This window comes from Streptomyces sp. NPDC057010 (assembly GCF_042673805.1).
Classification (GTDB): domain Bacteria; phylum Actinomycetota; class Actinomycetes; order Streptomycetales; family Streptomycetaceae; genus Streptomyces.
Genome location: NZ_JBHUSC010000042.1, coordinates 1 through 19,898 on the forward strand (window position 1 = coordinate 1; position 19,898 = coordinate 19,898).

At 73.0% G+C, this 19,898-nt stretch carries 21 protein-coding genes; 11 read left to right on the forward strand and 10 right to left on the reverse strand.

Going from position 1 to position 19,898, the window contains the following annotated elements:
- Positions 1-198 precede the first annotated feature (198 nt).
- Positions 199-1,356 (reverse strand): flavin-containing monooxygenase, encoded by a 1,158-nt coding sequence (locus ACFTXQ_RS27525; RefSeq protein WP_382645314.1) that lies wholly within the window; start codon positions 1,354-1,356, stop codon positions 199-201.
- A gap of 151 nt (positions 1,357-1,507) precedes the next feature.
- Here ACFTXQ_RS27525 and ACFTXQ_RS27530 point away from each other — a divergent pair, with 151 nt between their 5' ends.
- The 3 genes from ACFTXQ_RS27530 (at position 1,508) to ACFTXQ_RS27540 (ending at position 3,208) form a co-directional block, all read left to right on the forward strand.
- Entirely contained in the window at positions 1,508-2,278 is a 771-nt protein-coding gene (locus ACFTXQ_RS27530) for a maleate cis-trans isomerase (protein ID WP_382645316.1), read from the forward strand.
- Positions 2,279-2,348: 70 nt separating this feature from the next.
- Positions 2,349-2,801 (forward strand): DoxX family membrane protein, encoded by a 453-nt coding sequence (locus tag ACFTXQ_RS27535; RefSeq protein ID WP_382645495.1) that lies wholly within the window; start codon positions 2,349-2,351, stop codon positions 2,799-2,801.
- On the forward strand, positions 2,798-3,208 hold the full coding sequence (locus ACFTXQ_RS27540; protein WP_382645319.1) for a Zn-ribbon domain-containing OB-fold protein: 411 nt from the start codon (positions 2,798-2,800) through the stop codon (positions 3,206-3,208). Before ACFTXQ_RS27535 ends, ACFTXQ_RS27540 begins: the two co-directional genes overlap by 4 nt.
- A gap of 6 nt (positions 3,209-3,214) precedes the next feature.
- On the opposite strand, the gene ACFTXQ_RS27545 is transcribed toward ACFTXQ_RS27540, so the two are convergent.
- A complete protein-coding gene (locus ACFTXQ_RS27545) occupies positions 3,215-3,877 on the reverse strand; it encodes a pyridoxal 5'-phosphate synthase (RefSeq protein WP_382645322.1) in 663 nt (220 codons plus the stop codon).
- 95 nt (positions 3,878-3,972) lie between these two features.
- On the opposite strand from ACFTXQ_RS27545, the gene ACFTXQ_RS27550 reads away from it, so the two are divergent.
- Positions 3,973-4,179, forward strand: a complete 207-nt coding sequence (locus tag ACFTXQ_RS27550; protein WP_382645325.1) for a DUF4287 domain-containing protein — start codon at positions 3,973-3,975, stop codon at positions 4,177-4,179.
- 684 nt (positions 4,180-4,863) lie between these two features.
- Here ACFTXQ_RS27550 and ACFTXQ_RS27555 read toward each other — a convergent pair.
- On the reverse strand, positions 4,864-6,054 hold the full coding sequence (locus ACFTXQ_RS27555) for an acetyl-CoA acetyltransferase (protein WP_382645327.1): 1,191 nt from the start codon (positions 6,052-6,054) through the stop codon (positions 4,864-4,866).
- A gap of 156 nt (positions 6,055-6,210) precedes the next feature.
- On the opposite strand from ACFTXQ_RS27555, the gene ACFTXQ_RS27560 reads away from it, so the two are divergent.
- A complete protein-coding gene (locus ACFTXQ_RS27560; RefSeq protein WP_382645330.1) occupies positions 6,211-7,437 on the forward strand; it encodes an acyl-CoA dehydrogenase family protein in 1,227 nt (408 codons plus the stop codon).
- Positions 7,437-7,952: a nitroreductase family deazaflavin-dependent oxidoreductase gene (locus ACFTXQ_RS27565; RefSeq protein WP_382645333.1), complete on the forward strand. Its 516-nt coding sequence runs from the start codon at positions 7,437-7,439 to the stop codon at positions 7,950-7,952. The genes ACFTXQ_RS27560 and ACFTXQ_RS27565 overlap by 1 nt, the downstream gene beginning before the upstream one ends.
- A 130-nt stretch (positions 7,953-8,082) precedes the next feature.
- On the opposite strand, the gene ACFTXQ_RS27570 is transcribed toward ACFTXQ_RS27565, so the two are convergent.
- Entirely contained in the window at positions 8,083-8,730 is a 648-nt protein-coding gene (locus ACFTXQ_RS27570; protein ID WP_382645336.1) for a TetR family transcriptional regulator, read from the reverse strand.
- 296 nt (positions 8,731-9,026) lie between these two features.
- On the opposite strand from ACFTXQ_RS27570, the gene ACFTXQ_RS27575 reads away from it, so the two are divergent.
- The 3 genes from ACFTXQ_RS27575 to ACFTXQ_RS27585 all read left to right on the forward strand — a co-directional run bounded on the left by ACFTXQ_RS27575 (position 9,027) and on the right by ACFTXQ_RS27585 (position 13,060).
- The gene (locus ACFTXQ_RS27575) at positions 9,027-9,827 is read left to right on the forward strand and encodes a VOC family protein (protein ID WP_382645338.1); all 801 of its coding nucleotides are present in this window, start codon (positions 9,027-9,029) and stop codon (positions 9,825-9,827) included.
- A gap of 244 nt (positions 9,828-10,071) precedes the next feature.
- Positions 10,072-12,495, forward strand: a complete 2,424-nt coding sequence (locus tag ACFTXQ_RS27580) for a PQQ-binding-like beta-propeller repeat protein (protein WP_382645340.1) — start codon at positions 10,072-10,074, stop codon at positions 12,493-12,495.
- 67 nt (positions 12,496-12,562) lie between these two features.
- Positions 12,563-13,060 carry a peptidylprolyl isomerase gene (locus ACFTXQ_RS27585; protein ID WP_382645343.1) on the forward strand — a complete coding sequence of 166 codons (498 nt, stop codon included), beginning with the start codon at positions 12,563-12,565 and terminating at the stop codon, positions 13,058-13,060.
- A 57-nt stretch (positions 13,061-13,117) separates the two neighbouring features.
- Here the strand turns inward: ACFTXQ_RS27585 and ACFTXQ_RS27590 are convergent, their stop codons facing one another.
- Positions 13,118-13,621 (reverse strand): hypothetical protein, encoded by a 504-nt coding sequence (locus tag ACFTXQ_RS27590; RefSeq protein WP_382645346.1) that lies wholly within the window; start codon positions 13,619-13,621, stop codon positions 13,118-13,120.
- Between the two features lie 98 nt (positions 13,622-13,719).
- A complete protein-coding gene (locus ACFTXQ_RS27595; RefSeq protein ID WP_382645349.1) occupies positions 13,720-14,295 on the reverse strand; it encodes an NADPH-dependent FMN reductase in 576 nt (191 codons plus the stop codon).
- Between the two features lie 177 nt (positions 14,296-14,472).
- Between ACFTXQ_RS27595 and ACFTXQ_RS27600 the strand changes: the two genes are divergently transcribed.
- Positions 14,473-15,084, forward strand: a complete 612-nt coding sequence (locus tag ACFTXQ_RS27600) for a hypothetical protein (RefSeq protein WP_382645352.1) — start codon at positions 14,473-14,475, stop codon at positions 15,082-15,084.
- Here the strand turns inward: ACFTXQ_RS27600 and ACFTXQ_RS27605 are convergent, their stop codons facing one another.
- The 3 genes from ACFTXQ_RS27605 to ACFTXQ_RS27615 form a co-directional block, all read right to left on the reverse strand.
- A complete protein-coding gene (locus tag ACFTXQ_RS27605; protein WP_382645355.1) occupies positions 15,085-15,861 on the reverse strand; it encodes an enoyl-CoA hydratase/isomerase family protein in 777 nt (258 codons plus the stop codon).
- A complete protein-coding gene (locus ACFTXQ_RS27610) occupies positions 15,858-16,310 on the reverse strand; it encodes a Zn-ribbon domain-containing OB-fold protein (protein ID WP_382645357.1) in 453 nt (150 codons plus the stop codon). Before ACFTXQ_RS27610 ends, ACFTXQ_RS27605 begins: the two co-directional genes overlap by 4 nt.
- Before the next feature lie 70 nt (positions 16,311-16,380).
- Positions 16,381-17,532 (reverse strand): lipid-transfer protein, encoded by a 1,152-nt coding sequence (locus ACFTXQ_RS27615; protein ID WP_382645360.1) that lies wholly within the window; start codon positions 17,530-17,532, stop codon positions 16,381-16,383.
- Between the two features lie 93 nt (positions 17,533-17,625).
- On the opposite strand from ACFTXQ_RS27615, the gene ACFTXQ_RS27620 reads away from it, so the two are divergent.
- Positions 17,626-19,296 carry a FadD3 family acyl-CoA ligase gene (locus tag ACFTXQ_RS27620; protein ID WP_382645362.1) on the forward strand — a complete coding sequence of 557 codons (1,671 nt, stop codon included), beginning with the start codon at positions 17,626-17,628 and terminating at the stop codon, positions 19,294-19,296.
- Position 19,297: 1 nt separating this feature from the next.
- Here the strand turns inward: ACFTXQ_RS27620 and ACFTXQ_RS27625 are convergent, their stop codons facing one another.
- Positions 19,298-19,870 carry a Uma2 family endonuclease gene (locus ACFTXQ_RS27625; protein ID WP_382645365.1) on the reverse strand — a complete coding sequence of 191 codons (573 nt, stop codon included), beginning with the start codon at positions 19,868-19,870 and terminating at the stop codon, positions 19,298-19,300.
- Between the last annotated feature and the right edge of the window lie 28 nt (positions 19,871-19,898).

Consider the following 19,898-nt stretch of genomic DNA (forward strand, 5'->3'; position numbering starts at 1 on the left):
CCGCCCGCCACCCCCCCCCCGGGCGGCCCCGGCCCCCCCCGGGCCGGGGGCGGGGTGGGGTGTCGTCCGGGACGGGCTTCGATGTTCGGCGCCCTGGGGCGGTTGCTCTGCCGGGCGGTGGCTCGCGCCGAAGTCATCTCGTTTTAGTCCCGGACGACACCCCACCCCGCCCCCGGCCCCGGCGCGGTCGTCCCCGGCTCACGTTGTCGTGCCGAGGTGGCGGGAGAGCGCCTTGGCGATTTTCTGCGCGTCCAGGGACATTTCGCGGAACATGCCGCTGATGGGGTTCGTGAAGCCGGTGAAGTGCAGGCCCGGGGGCGTGTGTGCGCGGGGGCGGCCGCGGTCGTCCAGGACGCCGTCCAGGTGGCCGACCAGGCCCTCCAGGGCGCGGCGGTAGCCGGTGGCCGCGATCACCGCGTCCGGTGTGAGTCGTGTGCCGTCCGCGAGCACCACTTCGTCACCCTCGAAGGAGTGCACGGCTGCGACCGGTTCCACCCTTCCCTTGCGTACGGCGTCGATGAGGCCGACGTCCTGGACCGGGATCGAGCCCTCCTTGACCCTGCTGTACAGGCCGGTCTCGGGGCGGGGGAGCCCGTATGCCGACAGGTCGGGGACGGAGGCCTTGGCGACGAGGCGGCCCAGCCGGTCCACGAGGCGTACGGGCAGGCGCCGTACGAGGATGCCCGTGCGCTGGGCCGGCCAGCCGGCGGTGGAGCGGCGCACGATGTGCGGGGCGGTGCGCACGGCGAGCCGGACGCGGGCGGCCCCGCCCTCGGCGAGGTCGACGGCTATCTCGGCGCCGGTGTTGCCGGCGCCGACGACGAGGACGTCCTGGCCCGCGTACGGCTCGGGGTGGCGGTACTCGGCGGCGTGCAGCAGCCGGCCCCCGTACGTGTCGCGGCCCGGCCAGTCGGGGAGGGCGGGCGTGTGGTTGAAGCCGGTGGCGACGACGACCGCCGCGGCCGTGAGCTCGCGGCCGCCGGAGGCGTGCAGGAGCCAGCCGTCGGCGGTGCGCTCGACGCGGGTGACCTCGACGCCGGTGACCAGCTCCAGCTCGTGGTACTCGGCGTACTTCTCCAGGTACCGCACGACGTTGTCGCGCGACACCCAGCGCCCGAAGCGGCGCGGCATGGCCAGGCCCGGCAGGGCGGAGAGCCGGCGCGTGGTGTGCAGGTGGAGCCGGTCGTAGTGGCGCCGCCAGGAGGCGCCGACCGCGTCGGACTTCTCGACGACCACCGCGCGGATCCCGCGGGCGCGCAGCGCCGCCGCCGCGGCGAGGCCGCCGGGGCCGCCGCCGATGACGTACACGGGGCGCGGCTGGGTGGTCATGTCGGGTGCTGTGGGGAGTCCGGGCATGAGGTGTGAGCGTATCGCCACGCTGGGTTGATGGGTCTCGGACAAGGAGGGAATCGATTGCGGATCGATCACGGGTCGGCGCGGCTCTGCGGCACAGGGGGGCAAGTACGGACAAACTGGGGTGTCCCGCCCCCTCGGAGAGGAACGCGTGATGTGGCAGCCCGACGGGTGGGACGTCCGTGTCCGCCTCGGCGTCCTCACCCCGCACGCCGACGTCGGCCCCGAGTCGGAACTGCGCGCCATGGCCCCGCCGGACGTCGGCCTGCACACCGCCCGGGTGCCCTTCGGTGCGATGGGGCGGGGCGGGGCGATGGACCCGACCATCCCGCTCGTGCCCGTACGGGCCTTCGCCGAGCCGCCGGGGGTGGACGAGGCCGCCGAGCTGCTCGCGGCCGCGCCGGTCGCGGCCGTCGCCTTCGCCTTCACCAGCTCCGCCTACGTGATCGGCGCCCGCGCCGAGGGGCACATGCTGGCCCGGCTGCGGGAGCGGGCGCACGGCCTGCCGGTGGTCGCCACCTGCGCCGCCACGGTCCTGGCGCTGCGGGCCCTGGGGGTCGCGCGGCTCGCCCTCGTCGACCCGCCCTGGTTCGACGAGACCCTGAACGACCTGGGGCGCGGCTACTACGAGGAGTCCGGCTTCGAGGTTCCGTACGCCGCCCCGTGCGAGCTGCCCAGCGGCCAGACGCTCATCCGGCCGGACTCCCTCCACGACTGGGTCGCGGCGCACGTTCCGGACACGGCCGGCGCGGTCGTGATCGGCGGCAACGGCTTCCGGGCGGTCGGTGCGATCGAGGCGCTGGAGACCACCCTCGGCCGGCCGGTCCTGACCGCGAACCAGACCCTCCTGTGGGCGGCCCTGCGCGCGGCCGGAGCGCCGACGGCGGGCATCGGCGGCTACGGCCGGCTGTTCGCCGTCTCCTAGCCCTTGCGCGATCGCCCCGGATCCGCTGAACTGACGTACCGTCAGATCGAGGGGTGGGGTGACCGTACTGATGCAGACCATCTGGCTCAGCGGGGCCGAATGGCTCGCCGTGCTCCGGATAGGCCTCGGCCTGTGGTGGCTCGAGAGCTGGCGGCACAAGGACAAGAAGGGCTGGTTCGAACGCGGAACCGGCATCGCCTGGGCCGCGGACGTCGCGGGCAAACACCGCTGGCCCTTCGTGAAGGGCGGCTTCGAGAAGGTCGTCCAGCCCCGGCCGCGGCTGATGGCGTACATCGTCGTCTACGCGGAACTCGCCCTCGGACTGGGCCTGGTGCTGGGCTTCCTGACCCCGATCGCGCTGGTCGGCGGCCTGCTCCTGAACCTGCTCTACCTCATCCTCATGATCCACGACTGGGCCGAACAGGGCCAGAACGCGATGATGGCGCTCATCTCGCTGGTCGCCCTCCTCGCCATGTCCTGGCAGACGTGGTCCCTGGACGCGACGATCGGACTCTTCTCATGACCACGGTGCGGTACGACCTCCCCGAGGCGGACGACTTCACCCGGCCCTACTGGACCGCGACGGCGCAAGGCCGGCTCCTGCTGCGCCGCTGCGCGGACTGCGGCCGGGCGCACCACTACCCGCGCGAGTTCTGCCCGTTCTGCTGGGCGGGGGAGGACCGGGTGACGTGGGAGGAGGCGAGCGGCCGCGCCACCCTCTACACCTGGTCGGTGATCCACCGCAACGACCTCCCGCCGTTCGGCACGCGCGTCCCGTACACGGGGGCCGTCGTGGACCTGGCGGAGGGCCCCCGGATGATGACGGAGGTCGTGGACTGCACCGCGGCCGACCTCCGCATCGGAATGCCCCTGCGCGTCTCCTTCCGGGAGGCGGCGGAAGGCACCTGGATCCCGGTGTTCAAGCCGTAACCGGCCCTAAGGCCAGAGCAACTCGCGCACCCAGTCCCCCGCACCCCCGCGCCGATACCGCAGCCGGACGTGACGCCGCGCGGCATCCCCCTGGAAGAACTCCACCTCGGAGGCGTCCAGCACGTACCGGGTCCACGTCGGGGCCGGCGCGTCCGGCTCGGCCCCGGCACGCTCCCACGCGGCCGCCGACGCCCGCGCCAACTCCTCGACGGAGCCGAGCACCTCACTCTGCCGCCCGGTCAGCGCAGCGGCCAGCGCCCCGCGCGACCGCACCGCCAGATCCGCCCGGCTCTCCTCGGCCCCGCAGGCACTCACCCGCCCCCGAATCCGCACCTGCCGCCCCACCGCGGCCCAGTAGAACCCGATCGCCGCCTCCGGCCGCCCGGCCAACTGCCGCCCCTTGGCGCTGCCGGAATGCGAGGCGAAGTGCCACCCCCGCCCGTCGACGTCGTGCAGCATCAACGTCCGCACGTCGGGCCGCCCCTCCGCGTCCACCGTCGCCAGCGTCATGGTGTGCGGCTCCAACTGCCCCGCCCCGGCGGCCTGCACGAACCACTCCCGAAACAGCCCCAACGGCTCCGGGGGCGCCTCCCCGACATCAAACCCGGGAAGCGGCCGGTCCCACACCCGCAGGGAGTGCAACACCTCACGAAACTCATCACGACTCATCCCCCCATCGAACACCACGGGCCACCGATCACCGATGAGTTTTCGCTCCAGCCTCAGTCATACATGCGACGGCACCAAACCAAAGGAGACGCATCATGGCTGAGATCGTGAAGGGCCCCGCCAGCTACTTCCCGTCGATCGAGAAGAAGTACGGCCGGCCGATCGCCGACTGGACGGCCCTCATCCGCTCCTCACCGCTGACCAAGCACATGGAACTCGTCTCCTGGCTCAAGACGGAGCACGGCCTCGGCCACGGCCACGCCAACGCCCTCGTCGCGCACACCCTGGCCGAGGACAAGTAGCCCCGAGGGGGCATTACGGACCCGCTCACTGATGCACCGCACGACCACGGTCGCCTCGGCCTCGTCGGTGGTCACGACCTCGTTGATTCGGATCCTGAGCTCACCGGCATGTTCTCCCCACCGTCGGGCCGGCATCACCAGAGGCCGGCCGACGGCCGCGATGGTACAGCGCGAGGACGGTGGGCGGCCTACGTCCAGCCCAGACGGGCGTCGGACGCCAAGCCGGGAGAAGCGCGTAGCGATCTGACGCGTCTCCCGCTCCCGATGGGCTTCTCGGCGCTGTTTCGTGCAGGTAGAGCCGCCCCCGGCCCGGGGCACGCGTGCCCATGCCCTGGGCGAGTGTCGGGCTGATGCCCGGGCCGGGCGGTGGGCACGGGCCGGACTCGGGAAGCGGGCCCGCACTTCCCTGGCTTCCCCGTGCCCGTGTCTCTGACCCGTGGACCGGCCCGAACCGGAGAGACGATGAGACTGACGGGAAACCCCCAAACCCTCTCTGATGCCGAACGCCTGGGTTCCGAACCCAGAAGCCCCGCCTCCCTGGCCGGCTTGGCCGAGCGAACTGCAGGTGGGACGGACGCCGCTCGCCGGATGCCGAGTCTCGTCTCGCCGCCGAGGGTGGCGGGTGGGCAACCACCGCGTCGCAGCGGCGGTGAGAGGGGGGTCGTGCCCCCGCCCGGCCTCCCCTCACCCCCGCCCCAGGATCACCGTCCCCGACGAGCAGAACCAGCCGCCCGTGCCCGAGGCCAGGGCGACCTCCGGCAGGCGGCCGCCGGGTTTGGTGACCTGGCCTGCGCCCGCCTCGCCGCGGAGTTGGCGGACCGCCTCGACCAGCAGGAACAGGCCGCGCATCCCGGGGTGGCACGCGGACAGTCCTCCCCCGTCCGTGTTGACCGGGAGTTCCCCGTCGCGCAGCAGCCGGCCCTTCTCCACGAAGGCCCCGCCCTCGCCCTTCGCGCAGAACCCGAGGTCCTCCAGGGTCACCAGGGTCATGTACGTGAAGGCGTCGTAGATCTCCGCCAGGTCCACGTCCGCCGGCGTGAGCCCGGCCCGCTCGAAGGCCAGCCGGCCCGACACCGCCGCCGGGGACACCGTGAAGTCCTCCCACTCCGACATGGTGGTGTGCGAGACCGACGTCCCCGCCCCCAGGACCCACACCGGCGCCTTCGCCGTGTCCGGTACGTAGTCCTCCGCCGCCAGGAGCACCGCGCAGCCGCCGTCCGAGCGGATGCAGCAGTGCAGCTTCGTGAACGGGTCCGCGATCATCTCCCCGGACAGAACGTCCTCGACCGTAATCGGCTCGCGGAACATCGCGTCCGGGTTCGTGCCCGCGTTCGCCCGCGCCTGCACCGCCACCGAGGCCAGCTGCTCCAGCGTCGTCCCGTACTCGTGCATGTGGCGGCGCGCCGCCATCGCGTACTTGGAGACCAGCGTGTGCCCGTACGGGACCTCGAACTGCAGCGGCCCCCGCGCCCCGAAGGACAGGTTCGAGGTCCGCCGGCGGGCCTTGATGTCCGCGCGGGCCGTGGATCCGTACACCAGCAGGACGGCGTTCGCGTGCCCCGCGGCGATCGCGTCCGCCGCGTGGGCGGCCATCACCTCCCAGGTCGAGCCGCCCACCGAGGTGGAGTCGACCCAGGTGGGGTGCAGTCCGAGGTACTCGGCTACCTCGACCGGCGCGAGGATGCCGAGGCCGGCGGAGGCGAAGCCGTCGATGACGGAGCGGTCCAGGCCGGAGTCGGCCAGGGCGCGCCGGGCGGCCTGCGCGTGCAGGGCGTAGGGCGTGGGGCCGTCCACCCGGCCGCAGTCGGAGAGGGCGACACCGACCACCGCGACCCTGCGGCGGGGGGATCCGGTTCCGGGTATGAGTCCAGGCATGCAGTGAAGGTACATCTGACGGTACGTCAGGTGCTAGCCCGAACCCGAACCCGAACCGCACCCGAACGAACCCAGTCCCCCGCCCCCCGCCCCCTGTGCATCTGTCGCCGCTCGCCCTAACATGACGCCCCGTCAGATACGGGGAGGAGCCCGACGATGGATGCCGCCTTCACCGCGGAGCAGGACGAGATGCGCCGTACCCTGCGCGAGATCCTGGGCAAGCGCTGCGGACCGGACGAGGTCAAAGCCGCCGTCCGCACCGCCGCCGGATACGACCGCGAGCTGTGGCAGCAGCTCGCCCAGCGGCTCGGCCTGCCGGGCCTCGCCATCGCCGAGGAGTACGGCGGCATCGGCTGTACCCCCGCCGACCTGGCCCTGGCCTGCGAGGAGATCGGACGCACCCTCGCGCCCTCGCCGCTCCTGGCCACCGCCGTGCTGTGCGCGCCGCTGATCACCGCCCTCGGCACCCCCGCCCAGCGCTCCGCGCTGCTCCCGCCGCTCGCCGCGGGCGGGCTCACCGCCGCCCTCGCCGTCCCCGGCCCGTCCCTGGCCACCGCCCTCGCGCTGACCGGCGACAACACCGCCGGCCAGTGGTCCGGCGGCGGCCGCGCGGGCGGAGTGCAGGCCCGTCCCGACGCGGACGGCGGCGGCTGGCGCCTCTACGGCGAGGTCGCCCAGGTGCTCGACGGGCACAGCGCCCAGCTCCTGCTGGTCGCCGCGCACACCGGCGGCTTCGCGCGGAGCCGTACGCTGCTGTTCCTCGTACGGGAGGACGCGCCCGGTCTCGCACGGTCACGGCAGACCGTACTGGACGAGACCCGCCCGCAGGCGAGGATCCAACTCCGCGACGTACCGGCCGATTTGCTGGGCGACCCTGCGGCGGACGCCGCCGACGGCGGGCCCCACGCCGACACCTCCCCCGTCCTCCGAGCCCTGGCCGCCACCGGCCGCACCGCCTCCGCCGTGCTCGCCGCCGAGGCGGTCGGCGCGGCCGGGCAGGCGCTCGCCCGCACCGTCGAGTACGTGACCCAGCGCGAGCAGTTCGGCCGGGCGATCGGCTCCTTCCAGGCGGTCAAACACCGCCTCGCCGACCTCTACGTCCAGGTCCAGGCGGCCCGCTCGGCGGCCTACTACGCCGCCTGGGACCCGGACCAGGGCGGCCTCGCGCTCGCCCAGGCCCTGGAGGCCCTGCGGACGACGGCGGGCGAGGCGATCCAGCTGCACGGCGGCATCGGCTTCACCTGGGAGCACGACGCGCACCTCTACTTCAAGCGGGCGGCGGCCGACGAGCTCCTCTTCGGCCCGGTCCACCGGCTGCGGGCGCACGCCGCGGACGGCGCCGGCCTCTTCACACCCGCGCCTTCCCGAAAGGTGGCCGTCTGATGGCTGCGAATCCCGGCCCCGGCCCCGGCACCGGCCCCGGCACCGGCATCGGCGTCAAGGTGATGCAGAAGGTCTCCTCGACCATGCTGTTCGCCAAGATCGCACCGCACTTCATCCCCGCCATGGACAAGGCGGTCCACAAACTGACCCGCGGAAAGGTCATGCTCAGCGCCCAGATGCTGCCGGGCGTGATCCTCACAGCCAAGGGAGCCAAGACCGGCGAGCCGCGCACCACGCCGCTCGCCTGCATGCCGGAGGGCGACGGGGCGACCTGGCTGCTGATCGGCTCCAACTTCGGCCGGCCCGGGCACCCGGCATGGACCGGCAACCTCCTCAAACACCCCGACGCGGACGTGAGTTGGCGAGGCCAGGACATCGCCGTACGGGCCCGCTTGCTGGAGGGTGAGGAGCGCGCGGCGGCGTGGCAGGCGGTGCTGAAGTTCTGGCCGCCGTACGCGACGTACCAGGCGCGCATCGAGCGCGAGATCCGGCTGTTCCGCCTGGAGCGTCGCTGATCACAGGCGGACGTCAAGGGCAGCGCCGGCATCGAAGCCGACGGAGGCAGCGCCGGCATCGGAGGAGCCGGCAAGGACAGCGCCGGCCCGGGAGCCGGCCGGGGGCAGCGGACCCTGGAGGGGTCCGCCGCTACTTCGTTGGCTTCTTGCCCGTGATGCCGAGGTGGACGAGCAGGGCCAGGTTCGGCTTGAGCTCGGCCTGCTTGACGCCCCAGGTCTGGAAGCCCTTCTGGTGCGAGGCGACCGCGGCCAGCATCGCGACCAGCGAGCCGGCCATCGCCGCGGGGCTGAGGTCCTTGTCGACCTTGCCCTTGGCCTGGAGCTCCTTCATCGACTCCGTCAGGGAGTTGGTGACCGAGTTCAGGATCTTCATGCGGATCTTGTAGAAGCGCTTGTCGCCCTCGGCCGCGCCGAGGTCGACGACCCGCAGGATCGCGTCGTTGCGCCGCCAGAAGTCCAGGAAGCCCTCGACGAGTTCCTCCGCTGCGGCCCAACCGGACTTGCCGACCCAGGTGCGGCCCTCGACGAGCGACGTCAACTGCGCGCCCTCGGTGGCCATTTCCTCGGCGATCTCCAGGACGGCGCCCTCGACGTCCGGGAAGTACTGGTAGAAGGTCGCGGGGGAGGTGCCGGCCTTGCGGGCGACGTCGATCACCTTGACGTCGCGGTACGGCGAGGAGCTGAGCATCTCGCTGAGGCAGTCGAGCAGCTTCTGCCGCGTCGCCTGGCCGCGCCGGCCGGCGACACGCCCGTCGACGGTGCGTACTTGTCCTGTCATGCCGTCAGCTTACCGAGGGGTGATCGGCGCGCTATTCGGCCGCCTGCAAATGGGGTTACGGGGTCCCCGGCCCGGCCGCGGAACGGTCCCGCGGGGCCGCGGGGACGGAATCCGGCCTTCGCGCCGCCCGACGCACCGGCCGCGCCGCCCCCGCCCACCCCCGCCCGGTTCCCGCCCCTTTCCCCCGAATAGTCTTATCAACAGGCTGTGGACAAGTTCTCGGACTGTTCATGGCGGATCATGGCTGGGAGAGGTGGGAGGGTACACACCCCCGCACAACGGAAGGAACCGGGCTCATGGCCGCATTCGCGGAAGGCGCACCCTGCTGGGTGGACGCCTCGCTGCCGGACGTCGAAGCCGGCAAGCGCTTCTACGGTGAGCTCTTCGGGTGGACCTTCTCCGAGAGCGCGGGCGCCGAGTACGGCCACTACACGCAGGCCTACAGCCGCGGCCGCAACGTGGCCGCCCTCGCCCCCAAGCCCGACGGCCGGATGCCCACCGTATGGGGGGTCTACCTCTACACCACCGACGCCTACGCCTGCGCCCAGCGCATCCGCGCCGCCGGCGGCCAGATGGTGATGGAGCCGATGCCCGTGGGCCCGTACGGGACCGCCGCGATGGCCGCCGACCCCGGCGGCGCCGTCTTCGGCCTGTGGCAGCCCGGCACCCACCACGGTTTCGAGGCCCAGCTGGAGCCGTACACGTACTGCTGGAGCGAGGTCTACACGCGGGCCCGCGACGCCGTGGACGCCTTCTACGCCAAGGTCTTCGGCTACGTCCCGGAGGACCAGAACGACGACGAGGCCGGTGTCGAATACCGCGTCTGGTCCCCGCCCGGCAGCGCGCCCGGCAGCGAGACCGCCGTCCTCGGCCGCAGCCTGATCACCGACGCCTTCCCGGAGATCATGCCCGCGCACTTCCTCGCCTACTTCGCCGTCCCCGACTGCGACCGGTCCGTCGCGACGGTGCAGCGGCTCGGCGGCCGGGTCACCGCCGACCCCTTCGACACCCCGTACGGGCGGATCGCGGTCGTGGCCGACAATCAGGGGGCGGTCTTCGGGCTCCTCTCCGAACCCAGGACGCGGCTGGCCCCGTAGCGGCCGGCGGACGCGATCCGGCGTCGAATGCGCTGTCGAAGGCGCCGTCGAGTGGGCTATCCCACGCTGGCCCCGCTCGCCGTGCCGGGACCGGACCAGGCGCGGGCCTGACAGAATCGGGGTTGCGCGACCCGGGCGGAGCCCGGAGTGAGACCCTGCACGGGGCAAGGCCCCGTAACGGTCGCGAGCGCGGTGGACACGGGCCCGGAGCGAGGGCCCGTACGGGGAGGTGTGGAGGCGAGTGGTGGAGCAGCTGACGCAGCACGACCCGAGACGGATCGGCCCCTTCGAGGTGCTGGGACGGCTCGGCGCCGGCGGCATGGGGCTGGTCTATCTCGCACGGTCCGCGTCCGGACGGCGGGTCGCGATCAAGACGGTGCGCACCGAGCTCGCCGAGGACCAGCTCTTCCGCGTGCGCTTCACCCGCGAGGTGGAGGCGGCGCGCGCCGTGTCCGGCTTCTACACCGCGGCCGTCGTCGACGCCGACCCGCGCGCCGCCGTGCCGTGGCTGGCGACCGCCTACGTGCCGGCGCCCTCCCTGGAGGAGATCGTCAACGAGTGCGGGCCGATGCCCGCCCAGGCCGTACGGTGGCTCGCGGCCGGGATCGCCGAGGCGCTGCAGTCGATCCACGGGGCGGGGCTGGTCCACCGCGACCTGAAGCCGTCCAACGTGCTCGTCGTCGAGGACGGCCCGCGCGTGATCGACTTCGGCATCGCGAGCGGCGTCTCCAACACCCGCCTGACCATGACGAACGTCGCCGTCGGCACCCCCGCCTACATGTCGCCCGAGCAGGCGAAGGACTCGCGCAGCGTCAAGGGCGCCAGCGACGTCTTCTCGCTCGGCTCGACGCTGGTCTTCGCCGCGACCGGGCATCCGCCGTACCACGGGGCGAACCCGGTGGAGACGGTCTTCATGCTGCTGCGCGAGGGGCCCAACCTGGAGGGGCTCCCGGAGGAGCTGCGGCCGCTGATCGACTCCTGCATGCAGATGGACGCCGCCCTGCGGCCCACCCCGGCCGACCTGCAGGCGCAGCTCGCCCCGCACCTGTTCGAGGGCGGAGACGAGAGCGGGACCGCCTCGGCGTGGCTGCCCGGCCGGGCCGTCGCGATGATCGAGGCCCGGCGGGCGGGGCACCGTACGCCGCCCACGCCGCCCGCGCTCGGGTCGGGCAGGGGCGCCGGCGCCGCGGCCGGACCCCGGGGGCCGATCTCGGGGCCCGCCACGCACCGCCGCGAGGCCGACCCCTGGGTCGACCCGCGCACCGGGCAGGCCGTCCCGCAGCGCCCGCACCACCCGCCGCGGTCCCCGGTGCCCTCGGGCGAGCCCGTCCGTCTCGGCGGCTCCCCGGTGCCGATCGGGCCGGGGCCGCGCGCGACCGCCTCGGCGCCCGCCGGGCACGCCTCCGCGGACTCGGCGACCGGCTGGATCCGCCCGCCGGGCGGCTCGGCGGCCGTGGCGTCGGTGCCGGCCCCCGCGTCCGCGGCGGGCATGGCCTCCGCACCCGGTACCGGCGGCAGCGGCCCGGCCCCGGACAGCGGCCGCTGGCGTCCGTGGCGCTTCCGCATGTCCAACGAGGTGTGGGGCACCCCGACCGTCGCCGGCGACCTGCTGTACGTCACCTCCTTCGAGGTGCACGCCCTGGACGTGGCCAGCGGCCGCCGCCAGTTCAAGACGCGCGACGTCGCCTGGTCCATGGCCGTCGCCGACGGCCGGATCCACGCCTCCGACGGCCCCTCCCTCTACGCGCTGGACGCCACCGACGGCTCCGAGCGGTGGCGGCTGTCCACCGACGCCTGGGTGTACGCCGTACGGGCGGAGCGGGGCACGGTCGTCACCGCCACGCGCGGTGGCGGCGTACAGGGCTGGGAGGCGTCCAACGGCCAGAAGCTGTGGGAGCTGACCGGCGGCCAGACCGACTTCGAGACCCCGGAGGCGGCCCCCGTCCTCCACGACGGCACGGTGTACGTGTGGCAGGACGCGCGGCTGCGCGCCCTGGACGCCCGCAGCGGACGCGAGTCCTGGTCCTACCCGGTCGGCGACGCCGCCTCCTGCGGGAACGTCCCGGTCCGCGTGACCCCGGCCCCCGACGGCAACGTCTACGTCGTCGCCGGCACCCGCGTCCTGTCCGTGGACCGGGCCTCGGGCCGGGTGCGCTGGCACTTCGAGGCCCCCGCGGTCTTCCTGGCCCCGCCGGCCTTCGCGCCGGGCGCGGCGGTGACGGGCGGCGGGGTCTACCTCGCCGACTACCTGGGCACGGTCTACGCCCTCGACGCGGCCACCGGCAAGGACCGCTGGCGCATCGCGACGGAGGCGCGCTCCTCGGCGGACCCGGTCCTGGTCGCGAACGGCAGCGTCCACCTGGGCGCGGGCAGCGCGCTGTACACGCTCGACGCGGTCACCGGCACCCCGAAGTGGCGGTTCGCGGCGGGCGGCGAGATCACCGGCCTGCCGGCGGTCGCGGACGGCCGCGTGCACTTCGGTTCCGCCGACCACTGCCTGTACACCCTGGACGCGGCGGGCGGCCAGCTCCGCTGGAAGCTGGCCACGGGCGGGGAGATCACGGGCGCCCCGGTGGCCGAGGCGGGCGTGGTCTACGCGTGCAGCAAGGACCGCTGCGTTTACGCCCTGGATGCGGCGAAGGGAACGGGTACCCGTACGGCCGGCTGAGGCGACTCGGCCCCGGCCGGGCCCCCTCCCGGTAGCGGAACGCACCGGGAGTGACAGGATGGACCCCATGAGCAACGTCTACTTCGACATCAACATCGACGGCGAGAACGCCGGCCGCATCGTCTTCCACCTCTTCGACGAGGTCGTCCCGAAGACCGCCCAGAACTTCCGCGAGCTCGCCACCGGCGTGCACGGCTTCGGCTACGCGGGCTCGCCGTTCCACCGCGTCATCCCCCAGTTCATGCTCCAGGGTGGTGACTTCACCAACCAGAACGGCACCGGCGGCAAGAGCATCTACGGCGAGAAGTTCGCCGACGAGAACTTCCAGCTGAAGCACGACCGCCCGTTCCTGCTGTCGATGGCGAACGCCGGCCGCAACACCAACGGCTCGCAGTTCTTCATCACCACCGTCGTCACCCCGTGGCTGGACGGCAAGCACGTCGTCTTCGGCGAGGTCGTCGAGGGCTCGGACCTGGTCAAGAAGATCGAGTCCCTGGGCTCCCAGTCGGGCGCCACCCGCGCCAAGATCGAGGTCGCGGCCTCGGGCGTCGTCGACGCTGCCTGATCCCTCCGCCTTGCCGGTCGGCCCCGCCCCCACCCGGGGGCCGGGGCCGCCGCCATGTCAGCCGCCGGACGGGCGCGTGTCCCGGGACCCGTCGGCGGACGTGTCGGGGGTGACCGGCGGCAGCGTCGCCCGCGTGCGGCGTCCGGGGCGGCCCCGCATCACGGCCGCGCCCAGGATCAGCAGGGCGCCGGCGCCGAAGGCGTTGGCGACTCCGTCGCCGAGGCCCTTTCCGTCGGCTCCGACGGTGAGGCTCCCGGCCGCCTGGCCCTGGCGGACCATCCACAGGACGGCGAAGCCGAGCACCACGACCCCGGCCAGCGCCATCAGCAGCCGTGAGCGGCGCAGGACCGCCACCAGCGCCAGGAGGGCGGCGAAGAGGAAGGGGAGCAGGAGCGACCCCATCAGCGCGGCCTTGTGGTCGGTGATGCCGGTGGTGGTGAAGAGGTCCTGGACGCGGTAATCGCGTCCGTGACGGCCGTCGTACCAGGCACGGAAGGGGCTCCAGACGGCGGCCGCCGCTCCGATGAGACCGATCAGCGAGCCGAGTGCGTTGCGGATCATGCCCGGCCCTCCGAGGTGTGCGGTCTCGATCCCGACGCTACGCCCGGCCCCCGGCCCCCGCACCCGGGAAGGCCCGGCGGGTGGACGGGCCGGCGGTGTCAGCGCGCCGACGCCGCCTCGACCTTGGTCTTGAGGGCGCCGAGCAGCTGCCGGACCAGGTCGATCGTGGTCTCGTCCGTCAGGTTGCCCTCCTCGTCGAAGCGCTCGTGCGACCGGAACACCTGGACCTCGGGCTTCACGACCACGTCGCTGTCGGTCCACACGAACACCTGCCGCAGCGCGAGCTGCGCCCGCACCGTGCCGAAGTTGGTCGGGGCCGCGCCCAGGATCGCGATCGGCTTGCGGTTCAGGAGCAGGCCCTCCTGCTTGGTCCAGTCGGTGCTGGCCCAGTCGAGGGCGTTCTTCAGGGTGCCGGGGACGGAGTAGTTGAACTCGGGGGTGGCGATCAGCAGCCCGTCGGCCTCCGCGATGCGCCGCCGCAGGTCGGCCACGGCCGCCGGGCGGTCCTGCGGGTTGTCGAGGTCCTGGTCGTACGGGGGGAGCTCGCGCAGGCCGTCGTAGATCTCGATGTCGAGGCCGCCGGGCTGGTGCTTGCGCGCGGCGCGCAGCAGGGCGGTGTTGTGCGAGTCGGCGCGCAGGCTGCCGGAGATGGCGAGGATCTTGAACTCGGACATGACGGTTCCCCCTGTGTGGTCGCGTGGTTCGCGGTGGCCGGGGCCGCTGCGGCCCCGACAGGCATGACACTAAACCGTTCAGTTCAGTCACGCAACTGCACCGTTCGGTTTACCCAGTTGGGTGTGCGGCGCCTGGTAGCGTGACCGGCCATTCGTCCTAGGGGGAGGGGTCGAGCCGTGCCGGCTGGACGTCAGATCAGATTCACCGCCGTACTGGTGGCCGTGGTGTTCGCCCTGACCGGGTTCTCGTCGCACGGCGGAAGCAGCAGCAGCGGGAGCAGCGGCAGCGGGAAGAGCAAGAGCAGCAGCGGCGGGGGCGGCTGCTCCAGCTCCAAGACCAAGAAGAAGAAGTCCCACAGCGGTGGCAACAACAGCACGGCCTCCGCCACGCCCTCGGCGAGCCCGACCGGCGATCCGGCCACCGCCGTGGTCGTCACGTGCGCGGGGCCCCAGCAGGCCACCACCACCGTCAGCTTCACCTCCCGGCTCGACCGCAAGGCGAGCGTCAAGGTGAACCTGTACCGCGAGAACGCGGCCGGCACGGTCGTCGAATCGTCCGTGGTCCGGGTGACCCTGGAGGCGCGCGAGACCCGCACGGTCGACGTGCCCCTGGAGGACCCGTCCCACGCCGCCGAGGTCAAGACCTGCCGCCTCGCCGCGCCCGACACCGACACCGCCACCGGCGGCCCCACCCCGGGCGACGGCGCCTCCGGGTCCAAGTCCACGTCCACGTCCAAGCCCACGTCCAAGCCCACGCCGAAGCCGACCAAGTCCCCGGCCAAGCGCTGATCAGCGCAGCCGGAACTCCGTCCCCGGCCGCCGCCCGCCGAACAGCTCCGCCTGCCGCTCCGGCGCCAGGTTCCCCAGCGTGATCAGCGCCGGAGCCTGCGCCAGGGCCTGCTGGAGCGACGCCAGCTTCGCCGACCACAGGGCGCGTACGGTGCCCTGCACGGCCTCCGTCGGGAACCCGGCCAGCGTCTGCGCCACCCGCAGGGCCGCCGGGAGCAGCTCCTCGGGCGGCGTCACCTCCGAGACCAGCCCGATCTCGTACGCCCGCTGCGCGGAGAGCCGTTCCGCCGTACCCATCAGCGACATCCGGGCGACCTCGCCGAAGGGCATCCGCTGCGCCATGTACACGGCCTCGTAGGCGCTCACCATCCCGTAGGCGGTGTGCGGGTCGAAGTACGTCGCGGACGACGAGGAGACGATGAACTCGGACTCGCCCAGCAGGTAGAAGGCCCCGCCGCACGCCATCCCGTTGACGGCGGCGACCACCGGCTTCCACAGGTCGGCCGCCTTGGGGCCGATCGCGACCAGCGGATCGTCGACCGAGTACGGGGAGGCGGGCTGCGGGACGTCCACGCTCCGGTCGATGCCGGTGCAGAACGCGGCCGTCCCAGCGCCCGTGAGCACCACCGCCCGCACGTCCTCCTCGTAGCGGAACTCCCGCCACACCGCGCTCAGTTCGGCGGCCGTCGCGAGGTCGATGGCGTTGTGCTTCGACTCCCGGTCCAGGGTGACGACCGCGACGCCGGTGGCCTTGTCCCGCTCCACCCGCAGCGTCATGACTTCTCCAGGATCCAGCGCGGTACGGTCACCCCGCCCGTCTCGGCGAAGACCGCCTGGACGCGCGCACCGATGCGCAGCCGGGCCGGGTCCAGCGAGTTCAGCGGCGCGTCGGGGGCGGTGACGAGGTTCCCGGCCAGGCGGATGTGGGGGGCCTCGGCGAGCTCCACGAGGATCACGTTGTACGGGGCCTGCGCGGCGTAGGCGGGCAGCAGCGGCGGGTGCGGCCGGACGTACGACCAGATGCGGCCGCGGCCGCTCATCAGGCGCCACTCCGAGGAGAAGGACTGGCAGTGCGGGCAGCACGGCCGGGGCGGAAAGCGGAGTCTGCCGCACGTGGCGCAGGCCTGGATGCGCAGTTCCCCCCGGGCGGCGTACTCCCAGAAGGGGGCGCCGTCCTCGTCGGGGACGGGGAGCAGGAGCGATTCCTCGGTGGTGCGGGTGGTCATGGCGTGGCCCTCCTCGGGGCTCGGGCGGCTCTGGCTCGGGCGGCTCTGGCTCGGGGCGGCGGGCCGCCGCTCAGGCTCGCAGCAGGATCGCGGACGTCGGGACACCCTCGCCCGCGGTCACCAGGCAGGTCGCGGCGTCCGGCACCTGGGCGGTGGAGATCCCGCGCAGCTGCTTGACGCCCTCGTTGATCAGGTTGAAGCCGTGCACGTAGGCCTCGCTGAGCCCGCCGCCCCCGGTGTTGATCGGGAGCCGGCCGCCCATCTCCAGTGCGCCGCCCTCGGTGAAGGCGGCGCCCTCGCCGCGCCCGCAGAAGCCGTAGCCCTCCAGGGACAGCGGGATGAGCGGAGTGAAGGCGTCGTAGATCTGGGCGACGTCCACGTCCTGCGGACCGAAGTCGGCCTGCTTCCACAGGTGTCGGGCGGCCGTCCAGGCGGGGCCGGAGAGTGGGTCGTCGTTCCAGTAGTTGACCATGCCGTGGTGCTGGGCGGGCAGGCCCTGTGCGACGGAGTGCACGTAGACGGGCTTCTGGCGGCAGTCCCGGGCCCGTTCGGCGGAAACGATCACGCAGGCCAGGGCGCCGTCGGTCTCCAGGCAGTTGTCGAAGAGGCAGAGCGGGTCGCTGATCATGCGGGAGGTCATGTACATCTCGCGGGTCAGCGGGCGTTCGTACATCATCGCGGCCGGGTTCTCGTTGGCCCGGTTGCGGCAGGCCATCGCCACGTTGAAGAGGTGGTCGCGGGTGGCCCCGTACTCGTGCATGTAGCGGCGGGCCAGCATGCCGATCTCGTCGGCGGGGCGCAGCAGCCCGAAGGGGCGGGTCCACTGGCCGGGAGTGGGCAGCTGGACGGCTGTGTTCTTCCAGGGTCTGGGGCCCGAGCCGCGCTTGCGGGAGCGCCAGGCGACGCCGACGGTGGCCTGGCCGGTGGCGACGGCGGCCGCGAGGTGGCCGACGGTGGCGCAGGAACCGCCGCCGCCGTAGCCGATCTTGGAGAAGAAGGTGACGTCGCCGGCGCCGATGGCCTTGGCGACCTCGACCTCGTCGGTCTCCTCCATCGTGTAGGAGGCGAAGGCGTCGACCTCGGACGGGGCGATGCCGGCGTCGGCGAGCGCGGCCAGTATGGCCCGGCAGGCCAATTCCTTCTCCGTTTGGGGTAGTTGTTTGGCGAAGGGGGTCTGGCCGATACCGACTATCGCCGTCGCGTCCTTGAGCGTTGCGGCCATCGCCACCTCCGGGGGGTGCACCAGTACTGACAGCCGCGAAGGCTACAGCTAATCTGACGGATAGTCAGCTACTGGCACCGGGGAGGGCGCACGATGGACGAGGACGGCATCGAGGAAGCCATCGAGGACGGCATCGAGGACGGCACTGCGGGCGCGCACGAGGACCCGCGCGGTGACCTGCGCTGGGGCACCATCGCCGGACTCGTCCGGGACGCGGCGGCCCGGTACGCCGACCGCGAGGCGGTCGTCGACGGCCGCGCCCGCATCACCTACGCGCAGCTCGGCGAACGCGTCGAGCGCGCCGCGGCCGCCTGCATCGCCGCCGGCGTCGGGCCCGGCGACCGGGTCGCCGTCTGGGCCCCCAACACCCTGGAGTGGATCGTCTCCGCACTCGGAGCCGTCTCCGCGGGCGCGGTCCTCGTCCCCCTCAACACCCGTTTCAAGGGCGCGGAAGCGGCATACGTCCTGCAGCGCAGCCGCGCCCGCCTGCTCTTCGTCACCGGCACCTTCCTCGGCACCTCCTACGTGGCCTCCCTGCGCCGCGCCGCCGCCGAAGGCCCCGGCACCGGCCCGCTGCCCGGCCTGCCCCACCTCGACCAGGTCGTCGTCCTCGCCGAGGACGCCCCCGAGTCCTTCCGCACGTGGAAGGAGTTCCTGGCGGGCGGCGACCACATATCGGCCGGGGCGGTCCGCGAACGCGCCGGGGCGATCACCCCCGACGCCCCCTCCGACATCATCTTCACCTCCGGCACCACCGGCAGCCCCAAGGGCGCCGTCATCACCCACGCCCAGTCCCTGCGCTGCTACGACGTGTGGAGCGAGCTCGCCGGCCTGCGCGAGGGCGACCGCTACCTGATCGTGAACCCCTTCTTCCACACCTTCGGCTACAAGGCCGGCATCATCGCCTGCCTGATGCGCGGCGCCACGATGGTCCCCCAGCCCGTCTTCAACGTGGACACCGTCCTCGCCAACGTCGCCGCAGAGCGGATCTCCGTACTCCCCGGACCGCCCACCCTCCACCAGTCCCTCCTCGACCACCCCCAGCGCGACCACCACGACCTCTCCGCCCTGCGCCTGGTCGTCACCGGCGCGGCCGTGGTCCCGCTCCGGCTCGTCGAGCGGCTGCGCGCCGAGCTGCACATCGCCACCGTCCTCACCGCGTACGGGCTCTCCGAGGCCAGCGGCATCGTCACCATGTGCCGCCGCGGCGACCCGGCGGAGGTCATCGCCGCCACCTCCGGGCGGGCCATCCCGGACACCCAGGTGCGGATCGCCGGCCCGGACGGGGCCGCGCAGCCCCCCGGCACCGCGGGCGAGGTGTGGGTGCGCGGCCACCACGTCATGCAGGGCTACTTCGAGGACCCGGCCGAGACCGCCGCGGCCGTCACCCCCGAGGGCTGGCTGCGCACCGGCGACGTCGGCGTCCTCGACGAGGCCGGCAACCTGCGCATCACCGACCGGATCAAGGACATGTTCATCGTCGGCGGCTTCAACGCCTACCCCGCCGAGATCGAGCAACTCCTGGGCCTCCACCCGGACATCGCCGACGTCGCGGTGGTGGGCATCCCGGACCCCCGCCTCGGCGAGGTCGGCAAGGCCTACGCGGTCCGCCGCCGCGGCTCCACCCTCACCGCCGACGACCTGATCGCCTGGTCCCGGCGGGAGATGGCCAACTACAAGGTGCCGCGCGCCGTCGAGTTCGTCCCCGAACTGCCCCGCAACGCGAGCGGCAAGGTCCTCAAGCGCGAGCTGCGGGCCCGCTGAGTCAGGGGACGAGCTTGCCCAGGTCGACGGCTGCGGGGAAGGGCACGGACACCTTCAGCCACTCGCGGTGGATCCCGGTGGCAACGTACGCCCGGGTGACCGTGTCCAGTTCGTAGACATGGACGGCGGGCCCCGTCGCCTCGTCCTCGACACGCCAGAAGTGGGGGATGCCCGCCTGGGCGTACTTGAACGGCTTCATGGAGCGGTCACGGTCGGCGGACTCCTCGGACACCACTTCGATCACCAGGACGACCTCCTCGGGGAGGTAGCGGGTGCGATCAGGGTCGTAGGCGACCGTCGCTGCCAGGATGTCCGGTTCGGGGCGGCTCCGCTTGTCGAGGCGGACGGTCATCTCCCTTTCGATTTCAATGCCGTCGGGCGCGGCCTGCCGCAGACTGAAGGTCAGGTTGTCCACGAGCCGGGCATGCCAGGACCGCTGCGGGGACATCATGAAGATCAGCGCTCCGTCGATGAGCTCGGTGTGCCGGGGGGCCTGGGCCCAATGATCGAGGTCGTCCGCTTCCCAGCCGCTCGGGCGGGGCGGGAGCATCCATTCGGGGAGCTCGGCTGCCATGGTGTCCTCCAGAGGGTGCCGGGCCAGC

Bases quoted from the DNA above. Each gene is read 5' to 3' on its own strand.
- ACFTXQ_RS27525 (WP_382645314.1), bottom strand. From the start codon at position 1,356: ATGCCCGGACTCCCCACAGCACCCGACATGACCACCCAGCCGCGCCCC.
- ACFTXQ_RS27530 (WP_382645316.1), top strand. From the start codon at position 1,508: ATGTGGCAGCCCGACGGGTGGGACGTCCGTGTCCGCCTCGGCGTCCTC.
- ACFTXQ_RS27535 (WP_382645495.1), top strand. From the start codon at position 2,349: ATGCAGACCATCTGGCTCAGCGGGGCCGAATGGCTCGCCGTGCTCCGG.
- ACFTXQ_RS27540 (WP_382645319.1), top strand. From the start codon at position 2,798: ATGACCACGGTGCGGTACGACCTCCCCGAGGCGGACGACTTCACCCGG.
- ACFTXQ_RS27545 (WP_382645322.1), bottom strand. From the start codon at position 3,877: ATGAGTCGTGATGAGTTTCGTGAGGTGTTGCACTCCCTGCGGGTGTGG.
- ACFTXQ_RS27550 (WP_382645325.1), top strand. From the start codon at position 3,973: ATGGCTGAGATCGTGAAGGGCCCCGCCAGCTACTTCCCGTCGATCGAG.
- ACFTXQ_RS27555 (WP_382645327.1), bottom strand. From the start codon at position 6,054: ATGCCTGGACTCATACCCGGAACCGGATCCCCCCGCCGCAGGGTCGCG.
- ACFTXQ_RS27560 (WP_382645330.1), top strand. From the start codon at position 6,211: ATGGATGCCGCCTTCACCGCGGAGCAGGACGAGATGCGCCGTACCCTG.
- ACFTXQ_RS27565 (WP_382645333.1), top strand. From the start codon at position 7,437: ATGGCTGCGAATCCCGGCCCCGGCCCCGGCACCGGCCCCGGCACCGGC.
- ACFTXQ_RS27570 (WP_382645336.1), bottom strand. From the start codon at position 8,730: ATGACAGGACAAGTACGCACCGTCGACGGGCGTGTCGCCGGCCGGCGC.
- ACFTXQ_RS27575 (WP_382645338.1), top strand. From the start codon at position 9,027: ATGGCCGCATTCGCGGAAGGCGCACCCTGCTGGGTGGACGCCTCGCTG.
- ACFTXQ_RS27585 (WP_382645343.1), top strand. From the start codon at position 12,563: ATGAGCAACGTCTACTTCGACATCAACATCGACGGCGAGAACGCCGGC.
- ACFTXQ_RS27590 (WP_382645346.1), bottom strand. From the start codon at position 13,621: ATGATCCGCAACGCACTCGGCTCGCTGATCGGTCTCATCGGAGCGGCG.
- ACFTXQ_RS27595 (WP_382645349.1), bottom strand. From the start codon at position 14,295: ATGTCCGAGTTCAAGATCCTCGCCATCTCCGGCAGCCTGCGCGCCGAC.
- ACFTXQ_RS27605 (WP_382645355.1), bottom strand. From the start codon at position 15,861: ATGACGCTGCGGGTGGAGCGGGACAAGGCCACCGGCGTCGCGGTCGTC.
- ACFTXQ_RS27610 (WP_382645357.1), bottom strand. From the start codon at position 16,310: ATGACCACCCGCACCACCGAGGAATCGCTCCTGCTCCCCGTCCCCGAC.
- ACFTXQ_RS27615 (WP_382645360.1), bottom strand. From the start codon at position 17,532: ATGGCCGCAACGCTCAAGGACGCGACGGCGATAGTCGGTATCGGCCAG.
- ACFTXQ_RS27620 (WP_382645362.1), top strand. From the start codon at position 17,626: ATGGACGAGGACGGCATCGAGGAAGCCATCGAGGACGGCATCGAGGAC.
- ACFTXQ_RS27625 (WP_382645365.1), bottom strand. From the start codon at position 19,870: ATGGCAGCCGAGCTCCCCGAATGGATGCTCCCGCCCCGCCCGAGCGGC.